This is a genomic window from Pseudomonas laurylsulfativorans (genome assembly GCF_002906155.1).
GTDB classification, from domain to species: domain Bacteria; phylum Pseudomonadota; class Gammaproteobacteria; order Pseudomonadales; family Pseudomonadaceae; genus Aquipseudomonas; species Aquipseudomonas laurylsulfativorans.
The window spans coordinates 243,237-258,641 of record NZ_MUJK01000005.1; the positions used below are offsets into that span (position 1 = coordinate 243,237).

Genomic DNA, 15,405 nt, shown 5'->3' on the forward strand with positions numbered 1-15,405 from the left:
GACTCCTCTTGTTCTGGATTAGTTGATTTCGATCATTTCGAAATCCATTTTTCCCACACCACAGTCCGGGCACAGCCAGTCTGCCGGGACGTCTTCCCAACGAGTGCCCGGCGCAATGCCGTCATCCGGCCAACCGTCGGCTTCGTTGTAGATCAGGCCGCAGACGATACATTGCCACTTTTTCATACAGGTACTTCCTCAGGGTTCAGGCGTTTTGCCGGCGCGAACGGTCGATGGTTGCAGCGCTGCCGTCCGGCTCAGGGCGTTTTGTACTGATGGGGCCGGGCAGATGCAAGTCTGTTCGGCGTAACGGCGGGCCATTTCAATCAATATCGGTGGCTGACATGTTAAGCTCGCCGCCTCATTTGCTGCCAATAATGACTCATTGTGCAACACACAGAATCCCCCTCCATGCCCCCGCTCTGGCTCCCTCAAAGCCAGCTGACGCCCCTCCCCGACACGTCTATCCTCGACTGGTTGTTCGATAATGGCTCGCTGACCAGACGCCTTATTCATCTGACGAATGATGCTTTCAGCGTCACGCCGTTGTTCGAAGGCTGGCAGCCCTTGCGCGCCGACGAATGTGCAGCGCTGGATCTGGCCGAAGGCAGCGAAGGCTGGGTCCGCGAGGTCTACTTGCGCGGCCATGGTGAAGCCTTGGTGTTTGCCCGCAGCGTCGCGGCACGCAGTGCATTGCAGGGTGACGGCTTGCACATGGACGAATTGGGCAGCCGCTCGTTGGGTGAATTGCTGTTTTGCGATCAAGCCTTTCAGCGCCGGGCCATCGAGGTGTGTCATTACCCTCAAGCGTGGCTGCCGGACGAGGTGCAGGCGCCGGAGTTATGGGGCCGCCGTTCACGCTTTGACCGCGGTGCACTGAGCGTGCTGGTGGCCGAAATTTTCCTGCCGACCCTATGGAATGCCGTCCGCGCCCAATCGGAGAACCGCTGATGTACCAAAGCCTGCTCAAGTCTTTGAACCGCTTGAACCCTCGGGCCTGGGACTTCATTCAGTTGACCCGCATGGACAAGCCGATCGGCATTTACCTGCTGCTGTGGCCGACGCTGTGGGCGCTGTGGATTGCCGGCAAGGGTTCACCGTCACTGGCCAATATCGTGATTTTCGTCCTCGGCGTGGTGCTGACCCGCGCTGGTGGCTGCGTGATCAACGACTGGGCGGACCGCAAGGTCGATGGTCATGTGAAGCGTACCGAGCAGCGGCCATTGGTCAGCGGCAAGATCAGTTCGAAAGAAGCCCTGGTGTTCTTCGCGTTGCTGATGGGCGTGAGCTTCCTGCTGGTGCTGTGCACTAATGCCGCGACGATCTGGTTGTCATTGGGTGGCTTGGCGCTGGCGTTCAGTTATCCCTTCATGAAGCGCTATACCTATTACCCGCAAGTGGTGTTGGGCGCCGCGTTTTCATGGGGGATGCCGATGGCATTCACCGCAGAAACCGGTGAGTTGCCGGCTGCCGCATGGCTACTGTGGATCGCCAACCTGATGTGGACCGTGGGTTACGACACGTATTACGCGATGACCGACCGCGATGACGACCTGAAGATCGGCGTCAAATCCACGGCAATCCTGTTCGGCGACGCGGATCGGGCGATCATCCTGACCCTGCAAGGGCTGGCGCTGGGCTGCCTGTTGCTGGCGGGGTCGAAGTTCGGCCTTGGTGGCTGGTTCCACCTCGGATTACTGGTGGCGGCGGGCTGCTTTGCGTGGGAGTTCTGGTACACCCGAGGAAAGGACCGGATGCGTTGCTTCAAGGCGTTTTTGCACAACCACTGGGCCGGGTTGGCGATTTTTGTCGGGATTGTGCTGGATTACGCGTTGCGCTGAGGATTGAAAGGGTCGTCCGAAGGCTAAAAGGCATTCGGACGATCGTTGTAGTGGCCTACATATGCTCGCGAACGACATGCCAGACATCTTTTTTCTTGTCACCCGTCATGTCTCCGGGTTTTTTATCGTCCTCGTAGTAGTACAGCGGCTTGCCGTCATAGGCCCATTGCATCTTGCCATCGTCACGCTTGATGACTGTCCATTTACCTTCGGCCTTGGCACCTTCCGGCGCCATCATTGGCGGCCAGTATTTGGCGCAGTCGCCGTTGCACATCGACTTGCCGCTCGCGTCCTTGTCGAACGTGTACACAGTCATGCCCTTGTGATCGACCATCATGCCGTCTTTCATCATCGCCGGGTCGGCGGCAAAAGCCAGCGTCGGCAGCGTTAACGCAGCAGTGACCAGCAAAGCCTTCCAGGATTGAGCAATGCAGTTCATGGAAACCTTCCTTTTGCGGTTGTCAGGATTCGGACTTAGAGCTTAGTCCAGGATCCAGCCAATCGCCGGCCAACTAAAATACTGTCACACGACTGCAATAATTCCGTTATCTAATGCGGCGCAAGACAGTTAAATGACAAGAGGATTAAGGGCATGGTTGGCAGGAGCATTCTGATCGTCGACGACGAAGCGCCTATTCGCGAAATGATCGCCGTTGCATTGGAAATGGCCGGCTATGACTGCCTGGAGGCTGAAAACTCCCAGCAGGCCCACGCCATTATCGTCGACCGCAAACCGGACCTCATCCTGCTCGACTGGATGCTGCCCGGCACGTCCGGCATCGAACTGGCCCGTCGTCTCAAGCGTGATGAGCTGACCGGGGACATCCCGATCATCATGCTCACCGCCAAGGGTGAAGAGGACAACAAGATCCAGGGCCTGGAAGTCGGCGCCGATGACTACATCACCAAGCCGTTTTCCCCCCGCGAGCTGGTGGCGCGCTTGAAAGCCGTGCTGCGCCGCACAGGCCCGACCGATGGCGAAGCGCCGATCGAAGTCGGCGGCCTGTTGCTGGACCCGATCAGCCACCGCGTGACCATCGACGGCCGTCCTGCCGAGATGGGCCCGACCGAATACCGCCTGCTGCAATTCTTCATGACCCACCAGGAGCGCGCCTACACGCGTGGCCAGTTGCTGGATCAGGTCTGGGGCGGCAACGTCTATGTCGAGGAGCGCACCGTTGACGTACACATTCGACGCCTGCGCAAAGCCCTCGGCGATGCATACGAAAATCTGGTACAAACCGTGCGCGGCACCGGTTACCGCTTTTCTACCAAGGCATGAATGCAGCGGCAAGCTACAAGCTTAAAAGCGGCGAGCAGAAACACCGCCGCTCTGACTTGCGGCTTGCAGCTTGAATCTTGAAGCTGCGTTAAGGACGACTCGTGAACCAAAACTGGCATGGCACCTTGATTCGCCACATGCTGCTGCTGGTCACCGCCTGCCTGGTGATCGGCCTGATCACCGGCTACTACGGCTGGAGCCTCGCCGCAGGCCTGGCTCTTTACCTGGCCTGGACCCTCAAGCAATTGCTGCGTCTGCACGAGTGGCTGCGCCTGCACAAACCCGATGAAGCACCACCCGACGGCTACGGCCTGTGGGGCGAGGTGTTCGACAGCATCTATCACCTGCAACGCCGCGACCAACGGGTACGCGGGCGCCTGCAAGCGGTGATCGACCGGGTTCAGGAGTCCACCGCCGCACTGAAAGACGCGGTGATCATGCTCGACAGCGACGGCAATCTGGAATGGTGGAACCGTGCCGCTGAAACCCTGCTGGGCCTCAAGACGCCACAGGACAGCGGCCAACCGGTGACCAACCTGGTGCGCCATCCGCGCTTCAAGGAATACTTCGAGCAAGACAGTTACGCCGAGCCGCTGGAAATCCCTTCGCCGACCAACGACCGCGTGCGCATCCAGCTGTACATCACCCGTTATGGCAACAACGAACACTTGATGCTGGTGCGCGATGTGACGCGCATCCATCAGCTTGAACAAATGCGCAAAGATTTCATCGCCAACGTTTCCCATGAACTGCGCACACCGCTGACGGTGATCTGCGGGTACCTGGAAACCCTGCTCGATAACGTCGACGAGGTGAACCCGCGCTGGAGCCGGGCCTTGCAGCAGATGCAGCAACAAGGCGGACGCATGCAAACCTTGCTCAACGACCTGTTGCTGCTGGCCAAGCTGGAAGCCACCGATTATCCGTCGGACAACCAGCCGGTGCCGATCGACGGCTTGCTGCAATCGATCAAGAGCGATGCTCAGCAGTTGTCTGGACAGAAAAACCAGCGCATCACTCTGGAAGCCGACCCAACGATTCTGCTCAAGGGCAGCGAGGCGGAGTTGCGCAGCGCGTTTTCCAACCTGGTGTTCAACGCGGTGAAATACACCCCGGCCGAAGGCAACATCCGCATTCGCTGGTGGGGCGATGACCAGGGCGCGCACCTGAGCGTGCAGGATTCCGGGATCGGCATCGATAACAAACACTTGCCGCGCCTGACCGAACGCTTCTATCGCGTCGACTCCAGCCGCAACTCCAACACCGGCGGCACCGGCCTGGGGCTCGCGATCGTCAAACACGTTTTGTTACGACATCGGGCACGGATGGAAATCAGCAGCGTACCGGGCCACGGCAGTACCTTTACCTGCCACTTTGCCCCCGCTCAGGTCACCAAATCCCGGGTTATCAGCACCGCCGATTGATACCGGCCAGCACGCGCCACTAGGCAACTGGCCGGTCAGCCGCTACATTGGCTGACTTGTGCCTGCCTTTCAGGTGCGGATTTTTCTTCCCTTTCGAATACACGGAACCCGCAAAACTCCATCATGGACCCTTCCCCTGGCTTGACCCTCGCTACAATTTTCGCCGACTTCGGCATGATTCTTTTTGCTCTGATCCTGGTTTTGCTCAACGGATTTTTCGTTGCGGCGGAATTTGCCATGGTCAAACTGCGCTCGACCCGGGTCGAAGCCATCGCTGACAAAAACGGCTGGCGCGGGCACATCCTGCGTACCGTGCACAGCCAGCTCGATGCTTACCTGTCGGCCTGCCAATTGGGTATCACCCTCGCCTCCCTTGGCTTGGGCTGGGTCGGTGAACCCGCGTTTGCCCACATTCTTGAGCCGCTGTTGAGCGCGGTTGGCGTGCAATCGGCCGAAGTGGTCAAAGGCATCTCGTTCTTCACCGCGTTCTTCATCATTTCGTACCTGCACATCGTGGTCGGCGAACTGGCCCCCAAATCCTGGGCGATTCGCAAACCCGAATTGCTGTCGCTGTGGACCGCCGTGCCGCTGTACCTGTTCTACTGGGCCATGTACCCGGCCATCTACCTGCTCAACGCCAGTGCCAACACCATCCTGCGCATTGCGGGGCAAGGTGAGCCCGGCCCGCATCACGAGCATCACTACAGCCGTGAAGAGCTGAAACTGATTCTGCACTCCAGCCGCGGTCAGGACCCGAGCGACCAAGGCATGCGTGTATTGGCCTCGGCAGTGGAAATGGGTGAACTGGAAGTGGTCGACTGGGCCAACTCCCGCGAAGACCTGGTGACCCTGGAGTTCAACGCACCGCTCAAGCAGATCCTGGCGATGTTCCGTCGCCATAAATTCAGCCGCTACCCTGTGTACGACAGCGAACGCCAGGAGTTCGTCGGCCTGCTGCACATCAAGGATCTGCTGCTGGAGCTGGCGGCGCTTGACCATATTCCCGAGTCGTTCAACCTAGCCGAACTGACCCGCCCGCTGGAACGCGTGTCGCGGCACATGCCGCTGTCGCAGTTGCTGGAGCAGTTCCGCAAGGGTGGCTCGCACTTCGCCGTGGTCGAAGAGGCCGACGGCAACATCATCGGCTACCTGACTATGGAAGACGTGCTGGAAGTGCTGGTAGGCGACATTCAGGACGAACACCGCAAGGCCGAACGCGGGATCCTCGCGTATCAGCCGGGCAAGCTGCTGGTGCGAGGCGATACACCACTGTTCAAGGTTGAGCGACTGCTGGGCATCGACCTCGACCACGTCGAAGCCGAAACCCTGGCAGGGCTGGTCTACGAGAGCCTCAAGCGCGTTCCGGAAGAGGAAGAAGTGCTGGAAGTTGAAGGCCTGCGGATCATCATCAAGAAGATGAAAGGGCCGAAGATCGTACTGGCCAAGGTGTTGATGCTGGATTGATCTGCTGCTGAAGGGCCTTTTGTGGCGAGGGGGCTTGCCCCCGTTCGGCTGCGCAGCAGTCGTAAACCCAACTGCGCGGTATATGGATAATCGAGGTGACTGGATTCAGGGCAGCTTCGCAGCCCAACGGGGGCAAGCCCCCTCGCCACAGTTGATCACCGAAAACTTCACTGCTTGCCCAACGCAAAGTTGGGCAGCGCACTGACCGGCTGGTTGAACTGGTACGGTATCGACACCAGCCCCAGCCCGGTATTGCGCTGCACCACGAAGTGCAAATGCGGCCCGGTGCTGTTGCCGGTGTTGCCGGACAACGCCAATGCACTGCCGACCTTCACCCGTTGACCTTCCCGAACGCAGACCGAACCTTTCTTCAGGTGCAGATAAACACCCATGGTCCCGTCATCGTGCAGCACCCGCACGAAATTGCCGGATGCATCGGTGCCGCGCCCGCTCTGGCGATTTTCGGTTTTCACCACCACGCCATCCCGTGCTGCAATGATCGGCGTGCCTTCGGGCATCGCAATGTCGATGGCATAACGGCCCTTGGGGCCGAAGTGACTGTAGGGCCCATTGGCGCCCTGACTGATCCGGAACGGTCCACCACGCCAGGGCAACGGGTAGCGATAGCCCACTGTGGGCCCTGAGGGGTCGCCCAGCGAGTACTTGAATTTCGGAACGTAGGCGAGCGGCCGTCCGGCGTTATTTGCCTTGAGCTGCGCCAGACGAACGCTGCTGCGTAGCGGAATCACGCTTCGAATCGTCCGCCCCGGCGCTCCACTGGCGTTCTTCACCCCGGCAAAACTCAATTCGACCTCTACCGGCGCATACAGGTCATTGCGCACGTATACGCTGTGCACGCCGTTCTTCTTCATGATGATCAGACGCACCTGGCGCTCAAGGTGCTCGACCATGCCATCGCGAAAAATAAACAGCTTGGAGTTTTTGCTGGTGGGGAAGTCGCTGTAGGAGACCACGCCATTGGCATCGGTGGACTTGTAGATCGTCATGGCCGTCGCCGAAGCGGCGGCCACGCACAGACCACAAAAAAGCAGCATTCGCGTGAACATGAGCAAGGATTCTGTCGAGTGAGACCCGGGATTGAGCCTAGCAGCTGCAATGGACCCGGGTAGTCGGCAGATGTTTCAGAAAGGCTGTTCAACAGATGTGCGGTAGAAGTGACAGCCCCTTCGCGACGACTCGACTTGCTCGCGAAGGCGGACTGACAGACGACGCTGGATCAAGCCCCGGGAATGTAGTGCTTCTGCGCCGTACCCCGCGCAATCAGGCGCGAGATGTAATCGAGCTTCTGCGCATCCTGGTCGACAAAGCGGAAGGTCAGTTGCAGCCAGTCACTATCGGGTTTCGGCTCGTGGGCCACGACCGCGTGCAAATAGCCGTTGAGGCGGGCGACTTCGGCATTGTCGCCCTGCTCAAGGTCCAGCACGGCGCTGTCGAGGATCTGCGGCAGGGTCTCGCTGCGCTTGACCACCAACAGGGCTTCCTTGAGGCTCAAGGCCTTGATCACGCATTGCTGGATGCCGTTCGGCAAACGCAGTTGACCCTGGCCACGACCGCCAGCGGCTGCCGAAGAGGCGGCGGGCGCCTTGACTGGCGGGCTGTTGAGCAAGCCTTTGGACGGCGCGGGAGCGGCCGTTGGCGCGACCACGGGGGCATTGCCAGCAGTGAGGGCGGCCAGGGAGTCATTGGCGAATGCCGGCACAGTTTTGGTCGCGGCGACGTTGATCAAGGCGTCGAGTTTGCCGACCTTGTGCAGCGCCTGCTTGACCTTGGTGATCAGTTGCTCGTTGGTGAACGGCTTGCTGACGTAACCGGATACCCCCGCCTGGATCGCCTGGACAACGTTCTCCTTGTCGCCACGGCTGGTCACCATCACGAAAGGCATGGCCTTGAGGCTGTCTTGCTCACGACACCAGGTCAGCAGTTCCAGGCCGGACATTTCCGGCATTTCCCAGTCGCACAGCACCAGGTCGAAGTCTTCCTTGGCCAGCATGGCCTGAGCCTTTCTGCCGTTGATCGCATCTTCGATGCGCATGCCCGGGAAATAATTGCGCAGGCACTTTTTCACCAAGTCACGGATGAACGACGCGTCGTCCACGACCAACACACTGACCTTACTCATCCACCACCCCTTTAAAAAATCCTGGCCAGCATACCGCCTTGCTGATGGCACATTGCCAAAAACCTTCAGTCACGCCGGACTTTTCGTTCGCGGGTGCTGCTTTTCGAATTCGTCAGCCGCAAACAAAAACGCCCGGCCAATAGGCCGGGCGCTTTACTTGGGCAACCTTACTTATCGTCAGTTTTGCCCGGAACATTAGCGGTTTCGCCACTGGTTCCTTCAACTTCTTCCTTCATGCGCTTGAGGCCCAAGTGTCGCACGTCCGTGCCGCGTACCAGATAAATCACCAGCTCCGAGATGTTGCGAGCGTGGTCGCCAATACGCTCCAGCGAACGCAGTACCCAGATGATGCTCAGAACCCGCGAGATAGAGCGCGGATCTTCCATCATGTAGGTGGCCAGCTCACGCAAGGCGGTCTTGTATTCACGGTCGATAATCTTGTCGTACTGCGCCACCGACAAGGCCAGTTCGGCGTCGAAACGGGCGAAGGCGTCCAGTGCGTCGCGGACCATGTTGCGCACCTGGTCACCGATGTGGCGCACCTCGACATAACCGCGTGGCGCTTCCCCTTCTTCGCACAGCTGGATGGCACGGCGAGCGATCTTGGTCGCTTCGTCACCAATGCGCTCCAGGTCGATTACCGACTTGGAGATGCTGATGATCAGGCGCAAGTCGGACGCCGCCGGCTGACGACGGGCCAGAATGCGCAGGCATTCTTCGTCGATGTTGCGTTCCATCTGGTTGATCTGGTCGTCGATCTCGCGCACCTGCTGGGCCAGGCCGGAGTCGGCCTCGATCAGCGCGGTCACTGCGTCGTTGACTTGCTTTTCCACCAGCCCGCCCATGGCCAGGAGGTGGCTGCGCACTTCCTCAAGCTCGGCGTTGAATTGCGCGGAAATGTGGTGGGTAAGGCCTTCTTTACTAATCATCTTTTTCGCTCCGCGAAAGTTGCAAGCTTCAAGCTGCAAGCTTCAAGCAGTTATGTACAAGTCCTGAAATCGCACCGCTTCTTTCTTGCCGCTTGCAGCGTGTAGCTCGCGGCAGCCTCAACTAGCCATACCGGCCAGTGATGTAGTCTTCGGTCTGCTTTTTCGCCGGATTGGTGAACAGGGTATCGGTGTCGCCGAATTCCACCAGTTTGCCCATGTACATGAACGCCGTGTAGTCGGAAACCCGCGCCGCCTGTTGCATGTTGTGGGTCACGATGACGATGGTGAACTTGGATTTAAGTTCGTAGATCAGCTCTTCGACTTTCAGCGTGGAGATCGGGTCGAGTGCCGAGCACGGTTCGTCGAGCAACAACACTTCCGGTTCAACAGCGATGGTGCGAGCAATCACCAGACGCTGCTGCTGACCACCGGACAGCCCCAGTGCCGACTCGTGCAGACGGTCTTTGACTTCGTCCCACAACGCCGCGCCTTTCAATGCCCACTCGACGGCCTCGTCGAGCACACGCTTCTTGTTGATCCCCTGGATGCGCAGACCGTAGACCACGTTCTCGTAGATGGTTTTCGGGAACGGGTTCGGCTTCTGGAACACCATCCCGACGCGACGACGCAGCTCGGCCACATCCTCGCCCTTGCGGTAGATGTTGTTGCCGTAGAGGTTGATCTCGCCTTCAACGCGGCAACCGTCAACCAGGTCGTTCATGCGGTTGAAGGTACGCAGCAGCGTGGACTTGCCGCAGCCGGACGGGCCGATGAAGGCGGTCACGCGCTGTTTCGGAATGTTCATGCTGACGTCGTACAGCGCTTGTTTTTCGCCGTAGAACAGGCTCAGGCCCGGCACTTCGATGGCCACGGTTTCCTGTTCGAGGTTCAGGCTCTGCTTGTCGCGACCCAGGGCAGACATGTTGATGCCGTGGGTATGTGCTTCGTGCTGCATGGGAGGCTCCCTGTGCTAACAAATTCGGTTCGGTGAGCCGCAGGCCTGGCCTGCGGTTACGCAATTCTTTTTGTAGGAGCCGGCTTGCTGGCGATGCAGGCCACTCGGTCCCGCAGGCTCACCGTGGTGATGCCTTCGCCAGCAAGCCGGCTCCTACAGTTCGGTGTTGATCAGCTATCCAGCGCCTTGTACTTCTCGCGCAGGTGGTTACGGATGTACACCGCCGACAGGTTCAACGTCGCGATCACCAGCACCAGCAGCAACGCCGTGGCGTACACCAGTGGCCGCGCGGCCTCGACGTTCGGGCTCTGGAAGCCGACGTCATAGATGTGGAAGCCCAGGTGCATGATCTTCTGGTCCAGGTGCAGGTACGGGTAGTTACCGTCCACCGGCAGCGACGGCGCCAGTTTCACCACACCCACCAGCATCAACGGCGCCACTTCACCCGCGGCACGGGCCACGGCGAGGATCATGCCGGTCATCATCGCCGGGCTGGCCATCGGCAGCACGATCTTCCACAAGGTCTCAGCCTTGGTCGCGCCGAGGGCCAACGAGCCTTCACGCACGGTGCGAGGAATTCGCGCCAGACCTTCTTCGGTGGCCACGATCACTACCGGCACTGCCAGCAGAGCCAGGGTCAGCGAGGCCCAGAGCAGGCCCGGCGTACCGAAGGTCGGCGCCGGCAAGGCTTCCGGGAAGAACAGACGGTCAAGCGAGCCACCCAGCACGTAGACGAAGAAGCCCAGACCGAACACGCCGTAAACGATGGCCGGAACACCTGCCAGGTTGTTCACCGCGATGCGGATCACCCGGGTCAGGGTGTTCTGCTTGGCATATTCACGCAGGTACACCGCCGCCAGTACGCCGAACGGGGTCACGATCATCGCCATGATCAGGGTCATCATCACGGTGCCGAAGATGGCCGGGAAAATCCCGCCTTCGGTGTTCGCTTCACGCGGGTCGTCGCTCAGGAACTCCCAGACCTTGCTGAAGTAGAAACCAATCTTGGTCATGGTGCTCATGGCATTCGGCTGGTAGGCGTGAACCACTTTGCCGATGCCGATTTCGATTTCCTTACCGTTCGCATCGCGGGCGGTCAGGCTGTCGCGGTTGAACTGCGCGTGCAGGTCGCTCAGGCGCGCCTCGATATCCTGATAGCGAGCGTTGAGCTCGGCGCGCTCGGATTCCATGTCCGCTTGTGCGGTGGCGTCGAGTTTGCCTTCCAGCTCAAGCTTGCGACCGTGCAAGCGGATGCGCTCGAGACCGGCGTTGATCGCCCCGATGTCGGTTTTTTCCAGGCTCTTGAGCTGCGCTGCCAGCTTGTTGACGCGGTCGACACGGGTCTGCAACTCAGGCCATGCGGCTTCGCCTTCAGCGACAACCTTGCCATCCTGTTTGACGTTGACCAGGTAACCGTAGAAGTTGCCCCACTCACGACGCTCGATGGCCATCAGCTCTGGCGGTGTGGTCTGATTGGTCAGCCACTCGCCGACGATCCAGGTGAAGTCATTGCCGTTCAGGTCGCGGTTGCCGACCTTGATCAGCTCGCGAGTCATGAACTCCGGACCCTGTTCAGGTACCGGCAAGCCAGCGCTCTTCAAGCGGGCGCGCGGCACTTCTTCCTTCTGTACGATTTCGCCGATCACCAGGTGATTGGCCTGGCCCGGCACGTCGTAGCTGGCGTGCACCAGATCCGCCGGCCAGAAGTGACCCAGGCCGCGCACGGCAATCACTGCCAGCAGGCCAATGGTCATGATGACCGCGATGGACACCGCGCCACCGCTGATCCAGACGCCGGGGGCGCCGCTCTTGAACCATCCTTTCAGGGAGTTCTGTTTCACAGACTTCTACCTTTCTTAAAGCGACGAGTATTTCTTGCGCAGGCGCTGACGAATCAGTTCTGCGAGGGTGTTCATGACGAAGGTGAACAACAGCAGCACCAGCGCCGAGAGGAACAGCACGCGGTAGTGGCTGCCGCCGACTTCCGATTCGGGCATTTCCACCGCGACGTTGGCGGCCAGGGTGCGCAGGCCTTCGAACAGGTTCATTTCCATGACCGGGGTGTTACCGGTGGCCATCAGCACGATCATGGTTTCACCGACCGCACGGCCCATGCCGATCATCAGTGCCGAGAAGATGCCCGGGCTCGCGGTGAGGATCACCACGCGGGTCATGGTCTGCCACGGCGTGGCACCGAGGGCCAGGGAGCCCAGGGTCAGGCCCCGAGGTACGCTGAACACAGCGTCTTCAGCGATCGAGTAGATGTTCGGGATGACCGCGAAGCCCATGGCCAGGCCGACCACCAGGGCGTTGCGCTGGTCGTAGGTGATGCCCAGGTCGTGGGAGATCCACATGCGCATGTCGCCGCCGAAGAACCAGTTCTCCATGAACGGGCTCATGTACAGCGACAGCCAGCCCACAAACAAGATCACCGGAATCAGCAGCGCACTTTCCCAGCCATCCGGGACTTTCAGGCGGATCGACTCAGGCAGGCGGCTGAAGGTGAAACCAGCGACCAGGATGCCGATCGGCAGCAACATCAGCAGGCTGAAGATGCCGGGCAAATGCCCTTCCACATAGGGTGCGAGGAACAGACCGGCGAAGAAACCGAGGATCACCGTCGGCATCGCTTCCATCAGCTCGATCACCGGCTTGACCTTGCGACGCATGCCCGGGGCCATGAAGTACGCGGTGTAGATCGCAGCGGCAACGGCCAGTGGAGCGGCCAGCAGCATGGCGTAGAACGCGGCTTTCAGGGTACCGAAGGTCAGTGGAGACAGACTCAGCTTAGGTTCGAAGTCGGTGTTGGCGGCGGTCGATTGCCAGACGTATTTAGGTTCGTCGTAGTTCTCGTACCAGACCTTGCTCCACAGCGCGCTCCACGAGACTTCCGGGTGCGGGTTGTCGAGCAGCAGCGGTTGCAGCTTGCCACCGGCTTCAACGATCACGCGGTTGGCACGCGGTGACAGACCGAAAATGCCCTGGCCTTCAGCGACCGGCTCAACCAGCAAGGTGCGGTGGGCGGTGCTGTGGAACACGCCAAGCTTGCCGGAAGCGTCCAGGGCAACGAAGCCCTTGCGACGTTCCTCAGCAGTGATTTCTACGATAGGCGCGGTGCCCATCTGGAACGTACGGATCTGCTTCAAACGCTGCTCGCCATCCGGATCGCGAGCCATGAACCACTGGGCCAGACCACCTTTGGAGTCACCGATGATCAGGGAAATGCCGCCCACCAACTGAGTGCTGGCGGTGACTTGCGCTTCACCGTCTTCAAGCAGTTTGTAGCGACCATTGAGGCTCTTGTCGCGCAGGCTGAACACGTCCGCCTGGGCACGCCCGTTAACCACGTACAGCCACTGCTGGCGCGGGTCGACGAAGATGTTCTTCACCGGCTCGGTCATTTGCGGCAGGTCGATGCGCTTCTGCTCGTTGGTAACTTCGCCGGTCATCATGTTCTCTTCGCTGGTCAGCGACAGAACATTGAGTTGCGAACCGGTGGAGCCGACCAGCATCAGGGTCGAATCGTTGGCGTTGAGGCTGACGTGCTCCAGCGCACCGCCGGCTTCGTTGACCGCGATTGGCGTTTCGCCGTACGGGTACTCGATGGCCGGGGTGATGGTTTTCTTGCCTTCCGGGTAGCTGACTTTATAGGTGTGACGGAACACCAGGGCCTGGCCGTTGGACAGGCCCACGGCCACCAGCGGATGACCTGGCTGGTCCTCGCCGATGGAAGTGACGGTGGTGCCCGCCGGAACAGGCAAATCGACGCGCTTGAGTTCGGCGCCACTGTCGATATCGAAGAACAGTGCCTGGCCCTTGTCGGAAACCCGCATCGCCACCTGGTTTTGCTCTTCCAGGGAGATCATCAGCGGCTTGCCGGAATCCTGCATCCAGGCTGGAGCGATCGCATCTTTCGCCGTCAGGCTGGCACCCTGGAACAACGGCGCAACCACGTAGGCGAGGAAGAAGAAGATCAGTGTGATGGCTGCCAGCACCGCCAGGCCGCCGATGAGGACGTACCAGCGGGTGAAGCGATCCTTGAGCGCGCGAATGCGACGCTTGCGTTGTAGCTCAGGCGTATTGAAGTCAATTCGCTTGGGGGGATTAGTAGTCATTGTGGAATTGGCCAGATCATTCATTCGCACACCCTAGCGATCCTGTATGACAGAAAGATGACAGTGCAGTGACGCAACAAATCCGCCGCCAGCGGTCACTGGCAGTGGATAGAGAATTTGGGGGTTGTAGGAGCCGGCTTGCTGGCGATGCAGTCGATTCCATTCGACAGTTTCACCGCGGTGATGCCATCGCCGGCAAGCCGGCTCCTACAGAGTTCGGGGATTAACCCGGACTCAATTTGTTACTTTTTTGCGACTTCAGCGCCGCCTTCCGCCAGACCCAGGTCAGCCAGAGCTTTGGCAGCTACTTTGGCCGGCAGTGGGATGTAGCCGTCTTTCACTACAACTTCCTGGCCCTGTTTCGACAGAACCAGCTTCACGAACTCGGCTTCCAGCGGGGCCAGAGGCTTGTTCGGGGCTTTGTTGACGTACACGTACAGGAAGCGCGACAGCGGGTACTTGCCATTCAGGGCGTTTTCTTCGGTGTCTTCGATGAAGTCCTGGCTGCCTTTCTTGGCCAGGGCCACAGTCTTCACGCTAGCGGTCTTGTAACCGATGCCCGAGTAACCGATGCCGTTCAGCGAGGAGCTGATCGACTGCACGACGGAAGCCGAACCTGGTTGCTCGTTCACGTTAGGCTTGTAGTCGCCTTTGCACAGGGCTTCTTCCTTGAAGTAGCCGTAGGTGCCGGATACCGAGTTACGACCGAACAATTGAACCGGCTTGTTGGCCAGGTCACCGGTCACGCCCAGGTCGCCCCAGGTTTTCACGTCGGCTTTAGCGCCGCACAGACGAGTGGACGAGAAGATCGCGTCGACCTGTTCCATGGTCAGGTGCTGGATCGGGTTGTCCTTGTGTACGAAGACAGCCAGGGCGTCCACGGCAACCGGGATAGCGGTTGGCTTGTAGCCGTACTTCTGCTCAAAGGCAGCCAGCTCGGTGTCCTTCATCTTGCGGCTCATCGGGCCCAGGTTGGAGGTGCCTTCAGTCAGCGCAGGTGGCGCAGTGGCGGAGCCAGCGGCCTGAATCTGGATGTTTACGTTCGGGTATTCTTTTTTGTAGTTCTCAGCCCAGAGGGTCATGAGGTTGGCCAAGGTATCGGAACCAACGCTGGACAGGTTGCCCGACACACCAGTGGTCTTGGTGTAGCTCGGGATAGCAGGGTCAACAGCGGCAACCGCGTTGGCAGTCGCAACGCCAGCAGCGACAAAAGTCATTGCCGCCATCAAACGCTTCAGTTTCATGCCTTACTCCT

The 15,405-nt window shown here is 59.7% G+C and carries 14 protein-coding genes; 5 read left to right on the top strand and 9 right to left on the bottom strand.

Features of this window, described 5'->3' with window-relative positions; all coding sequences use genetic code 11:
* Window positions 1-18: 18 nt before the first annotated feature.
* Window positions 19-186: a rubredoxin gene (locus B0D71_RS17950; protein ID WP_003177199.1), complete on the bottom strand. Its 168-nt coding sequence runs from the start codon at window positions 184-186 to the stop codon at window positions 19-21.
* A gap of 225 nt (window positions 187-411) precedes the next feature.
* On the opposite strand from B0D71_RS17950, the gene B0D71_RS17955 reads away from it, so the two are divergent.
* The gene (locus B0D71_RS17955) at window positions 412-951 is read left to right on the top strand and encodes a chorismate--pyruvate lyase family protein (protein ID WP_420825139.1); all 540 of its coding nucleotides are present in this window, start codon (window positions 412-414) and stop codon (window positions 949-951) included.
* Entirely contained in the window at window positions 951-1,841 is an 891-nt protein-coding gene (gene ubiA / locus B0D71_RS17960; protein WP_103395956.1) for a 4-hydroxybenzoate octaprenyltransferase, read from the top strand. The genes B0D71_RS17955 and ubiA overlap by 1 nt, the downstream gene beginning before the upstream one ends.
* Window positions 1,842-1,896: 55 nt before the next feature.
* Here ubiA and B0D71_RS17965 read toward each other — a convergent pair whose 3' ends face one another.
* The gene (locus tag B0D71_RS17965) at window positions 1,897-2,280 is read right to left on the bottom strand and encodes a COG4315 family predicted lipoprotein (RefSeq protein ID WP_103395957.1); all 384 of its coding nucleotides are present in this window, start codon (window positions 2,278-2,280) and stop codon (window positions 1,897-1,899) included.
* Between the two features lie 153 nt (window positions 2,281-2,433).
* On the opposite strand from B0D71_RS17965, the gene phoB reads away from it, so the two are divergent.
* From phoB to B0D71_RS17980, 3 genes are all read left to right on the top strand, one after another.
* Window positions 2,434-3,123 (top strand): phosphate regulon transcriptional regulator PhoB, encoded by a 690-nt coding sequence (phoB, locus tag B0D71_RS17970; protein WP_015097384.1) that lies wholly within the window; start codon window positions 2,434-2,436, stop codon window positions 3,121-3,123.
* Between the two features lie 137 nt (window positions 3,124-3,260).
* Complete coding sequence (phoR, locus tag B0D71_RS17975; RefSeq protein ID WP_240635717.1) at window positions 3,261-4,547, top strand: phosphate regulon sensor histidine kinase PhoR; 1,287 nt, start codon at window positions 3,261-3,263, stop codon at window positions 4,545-4,547.
* 123 nt (window positions 4,548-4,670) lie between these two features.
* Window positions 4,671-6,011: a hemolysin family protein gene (locus tag B0D71_RS17980; protein WP_103395959.1), complete on the top strand. Its 1,341-nt coding sequence runs from the start codon at window positions 4,671-4,673 to the stop codon at window positions 6,009-6,011.
* A 167-nt stretch (window positions 6,012-6,178) separates the two neighbouring features.
* On the opposite strand, the gene B0D71_RS17985 is transcribed toward B0D71_RS17980, so the two are convergent.
* The 7 genes from B0D71_RS17985 to B0D71_RS18015 all read right to left on the bottom strand — a co-directional run bounded on the left by B0D71_RS17985 (window position 6,179) and on the right by B0D71_RS18015 (window position 15,394).
* Complete coding sequence (locus tag B0D71_RS17985) at window positions 6,179-7,078, bottom strand: peptidoglycan DD-metalloendopeptidase family protein (protein WP_103395960.1); 900 nt, start codon at window positions 7,076-7,078, stop codon at window positions 6,179-6,181.
* Window positions 7,079-7,248: 170 nt separating this feature from the next.
* The gene (locus B0D71_RS17990; RefSeq protein ID WP_103395961.1) at window positions 7,249-8,151 is read right to left on the bottom strand and encodes a response regulator; all 903 of its coding nucleotides are present in this window, start codon (window positions 8,149-8,151) and stop codon (window positions 7,249-7,251) included.
* 167 nt (window positions 8,152-8,318) lie between these two features.
* A complete protein-coding gene (phoU, locus tag B0D71_RS17995) occupies window positions 8,319-9,080 on the bottom strand; it encodes a phosphate signaling complex protein PhoU (protein ID WP_085723630.1) in 762 nt (253 codons plus the stop codon).
* Window positions 9,081-9,201: 121 nt separating this feature from the next.
* Window positions 9,202-10,035: a phosphate ABC transporter ATP-binding protein PstB gene (gene pstB / locus B0D71_RS18000; protein ID WP_007971742.1), complete on the bottom strand. Its 834-nt coding sequence runs from the start codon at window positions 10,033-10,035 to the stop codon at window positions 9,202-9,204.
* Window positions 10,036-10,205: 170 nt separating this feature from the next.
* On the bottom strand, window positions 10,206-11,876 hold the full coding sequence (gene pstA, locus B0D71_RS18005) for a phosphate ABC transporter permease PstA (RefSeq protein WP_103395962.1): 1,671 nt from the start codon (window positions 11,874-11,876) through the stop codon (window positions 10,206-10,208).
* 15 nt (window positions 11,877-11,891) lie between these two features.
* Window positions 11,892-14,174, bottom strand: coding sequence for an ABC transporter permease subunit (locus tag B0D71_RS18010; protein ID WP_103395963.1), 2,283 nt, complete (start codon window positions 14,172-14,174; stop codon window positions 11,892-11,894).
* A 218-nt stretch (window positions 14,175-14,392) separates the two neighbouring features.
* Complete coding sequence (locus tag B0D71_RS18015) at window positions 14,393-15,394, bottom strand: phosphate ABC transporter substrate-binding protein PstS (RefSeq protein WP_056726832.1); 1,002 nt, start codon at window positions 15,392-15,394, stop codon at window positions 14,393-14,395.
* Window positions 15,395-15,405: the final 11 nt, after the last annotated feature.

Coding starts and splice junctions, on each gene's coding strand:
- B0D71_RS17950 (WP_003177199.1), bottom strand. CDS start 186: ATGAAAAAGTGGCAATGTATCGTCTGCGGCCTGATCTACAACGAAGCC.
- B0D71_RS17965 (WP_103395957.1), bottom strand. CDS start 2,280: ATGAACTGCATTGCTCAATCCTGGAAGGCTTTGCTGGTCACTGCTGCG.
- B0D71_RS17980 (WP_103395959.1), top strand. CDS start 4,671: ATGGACCCTTCCCCTGGCTTGACCCTCGCTACAATTTTCGCCGACTTC.
- B0D71_RS17955 (WP_420825139.1), top strand. CDS start 412: ATGCCCCCGCTCTGGCTCCCTCAAAGCCAGCTGACGCCCCTCCCCGAC.
- B0D71_RS18010 (WP_103395963.1), bottom strand. CDS start 14,174: ATGAATGATCTGGCCAATTCCACAATGACTACTAATCCCCCCAAGCGA.
- pstB (WP_007971742.1), bottom strand. CDS start 10,035: ATGCAGCACGAAGCACATACCCACGGCATCAACATGTCTGCCCTGGGT.
- ubiA (WP_103395956.1), top strand. CDS start 951: ATGTACCAAAGCCTGCTCAAGTCTTTGAACCGCTTGAACCCTCGGGCC.
- B0D71_RS17990 (WP_103395961.1), bottom strand. CDS start 8,151: ATGAGTAAGGTCAGTGTGTTGGTCGTGGACGACGCGTCGTTCATCCGT.
- B0D71_RS17985 (WP_103395960.1), bottom strand. CDS start 7,078: ATGTTCACGCGAATGCTGCTTTTTTGTGGTCTGTGCGTGGCCGCCGCT.
- phoU (WP_085723630.1), bottom strand. CDS start 9,080: ATGATTAGTAAAGAAGGCCTTACCCACCACATTTCCGCGCAATTCAAC.
- phoR (WP_240635717.1), top strand. CDS start 3,261: ATGCTGCTGCTGGTCACCGCCTGCCTGGTGATCGGCCTGATCACCGGC.
- B0D71_RS18015 (WP_056726832.1), bottom strand. CDS start 15,394: ATGAAACTGAAGCGTTTGATGGCGGCAATGACTTTTGTCGCTGCTGGC.
- phoB (WP_015097384.1), top strand. CDS start 2,434: ATGGTTGGCAGGAGCATTCTGATCGTCGACGACGAAGCGCCTATTCGC.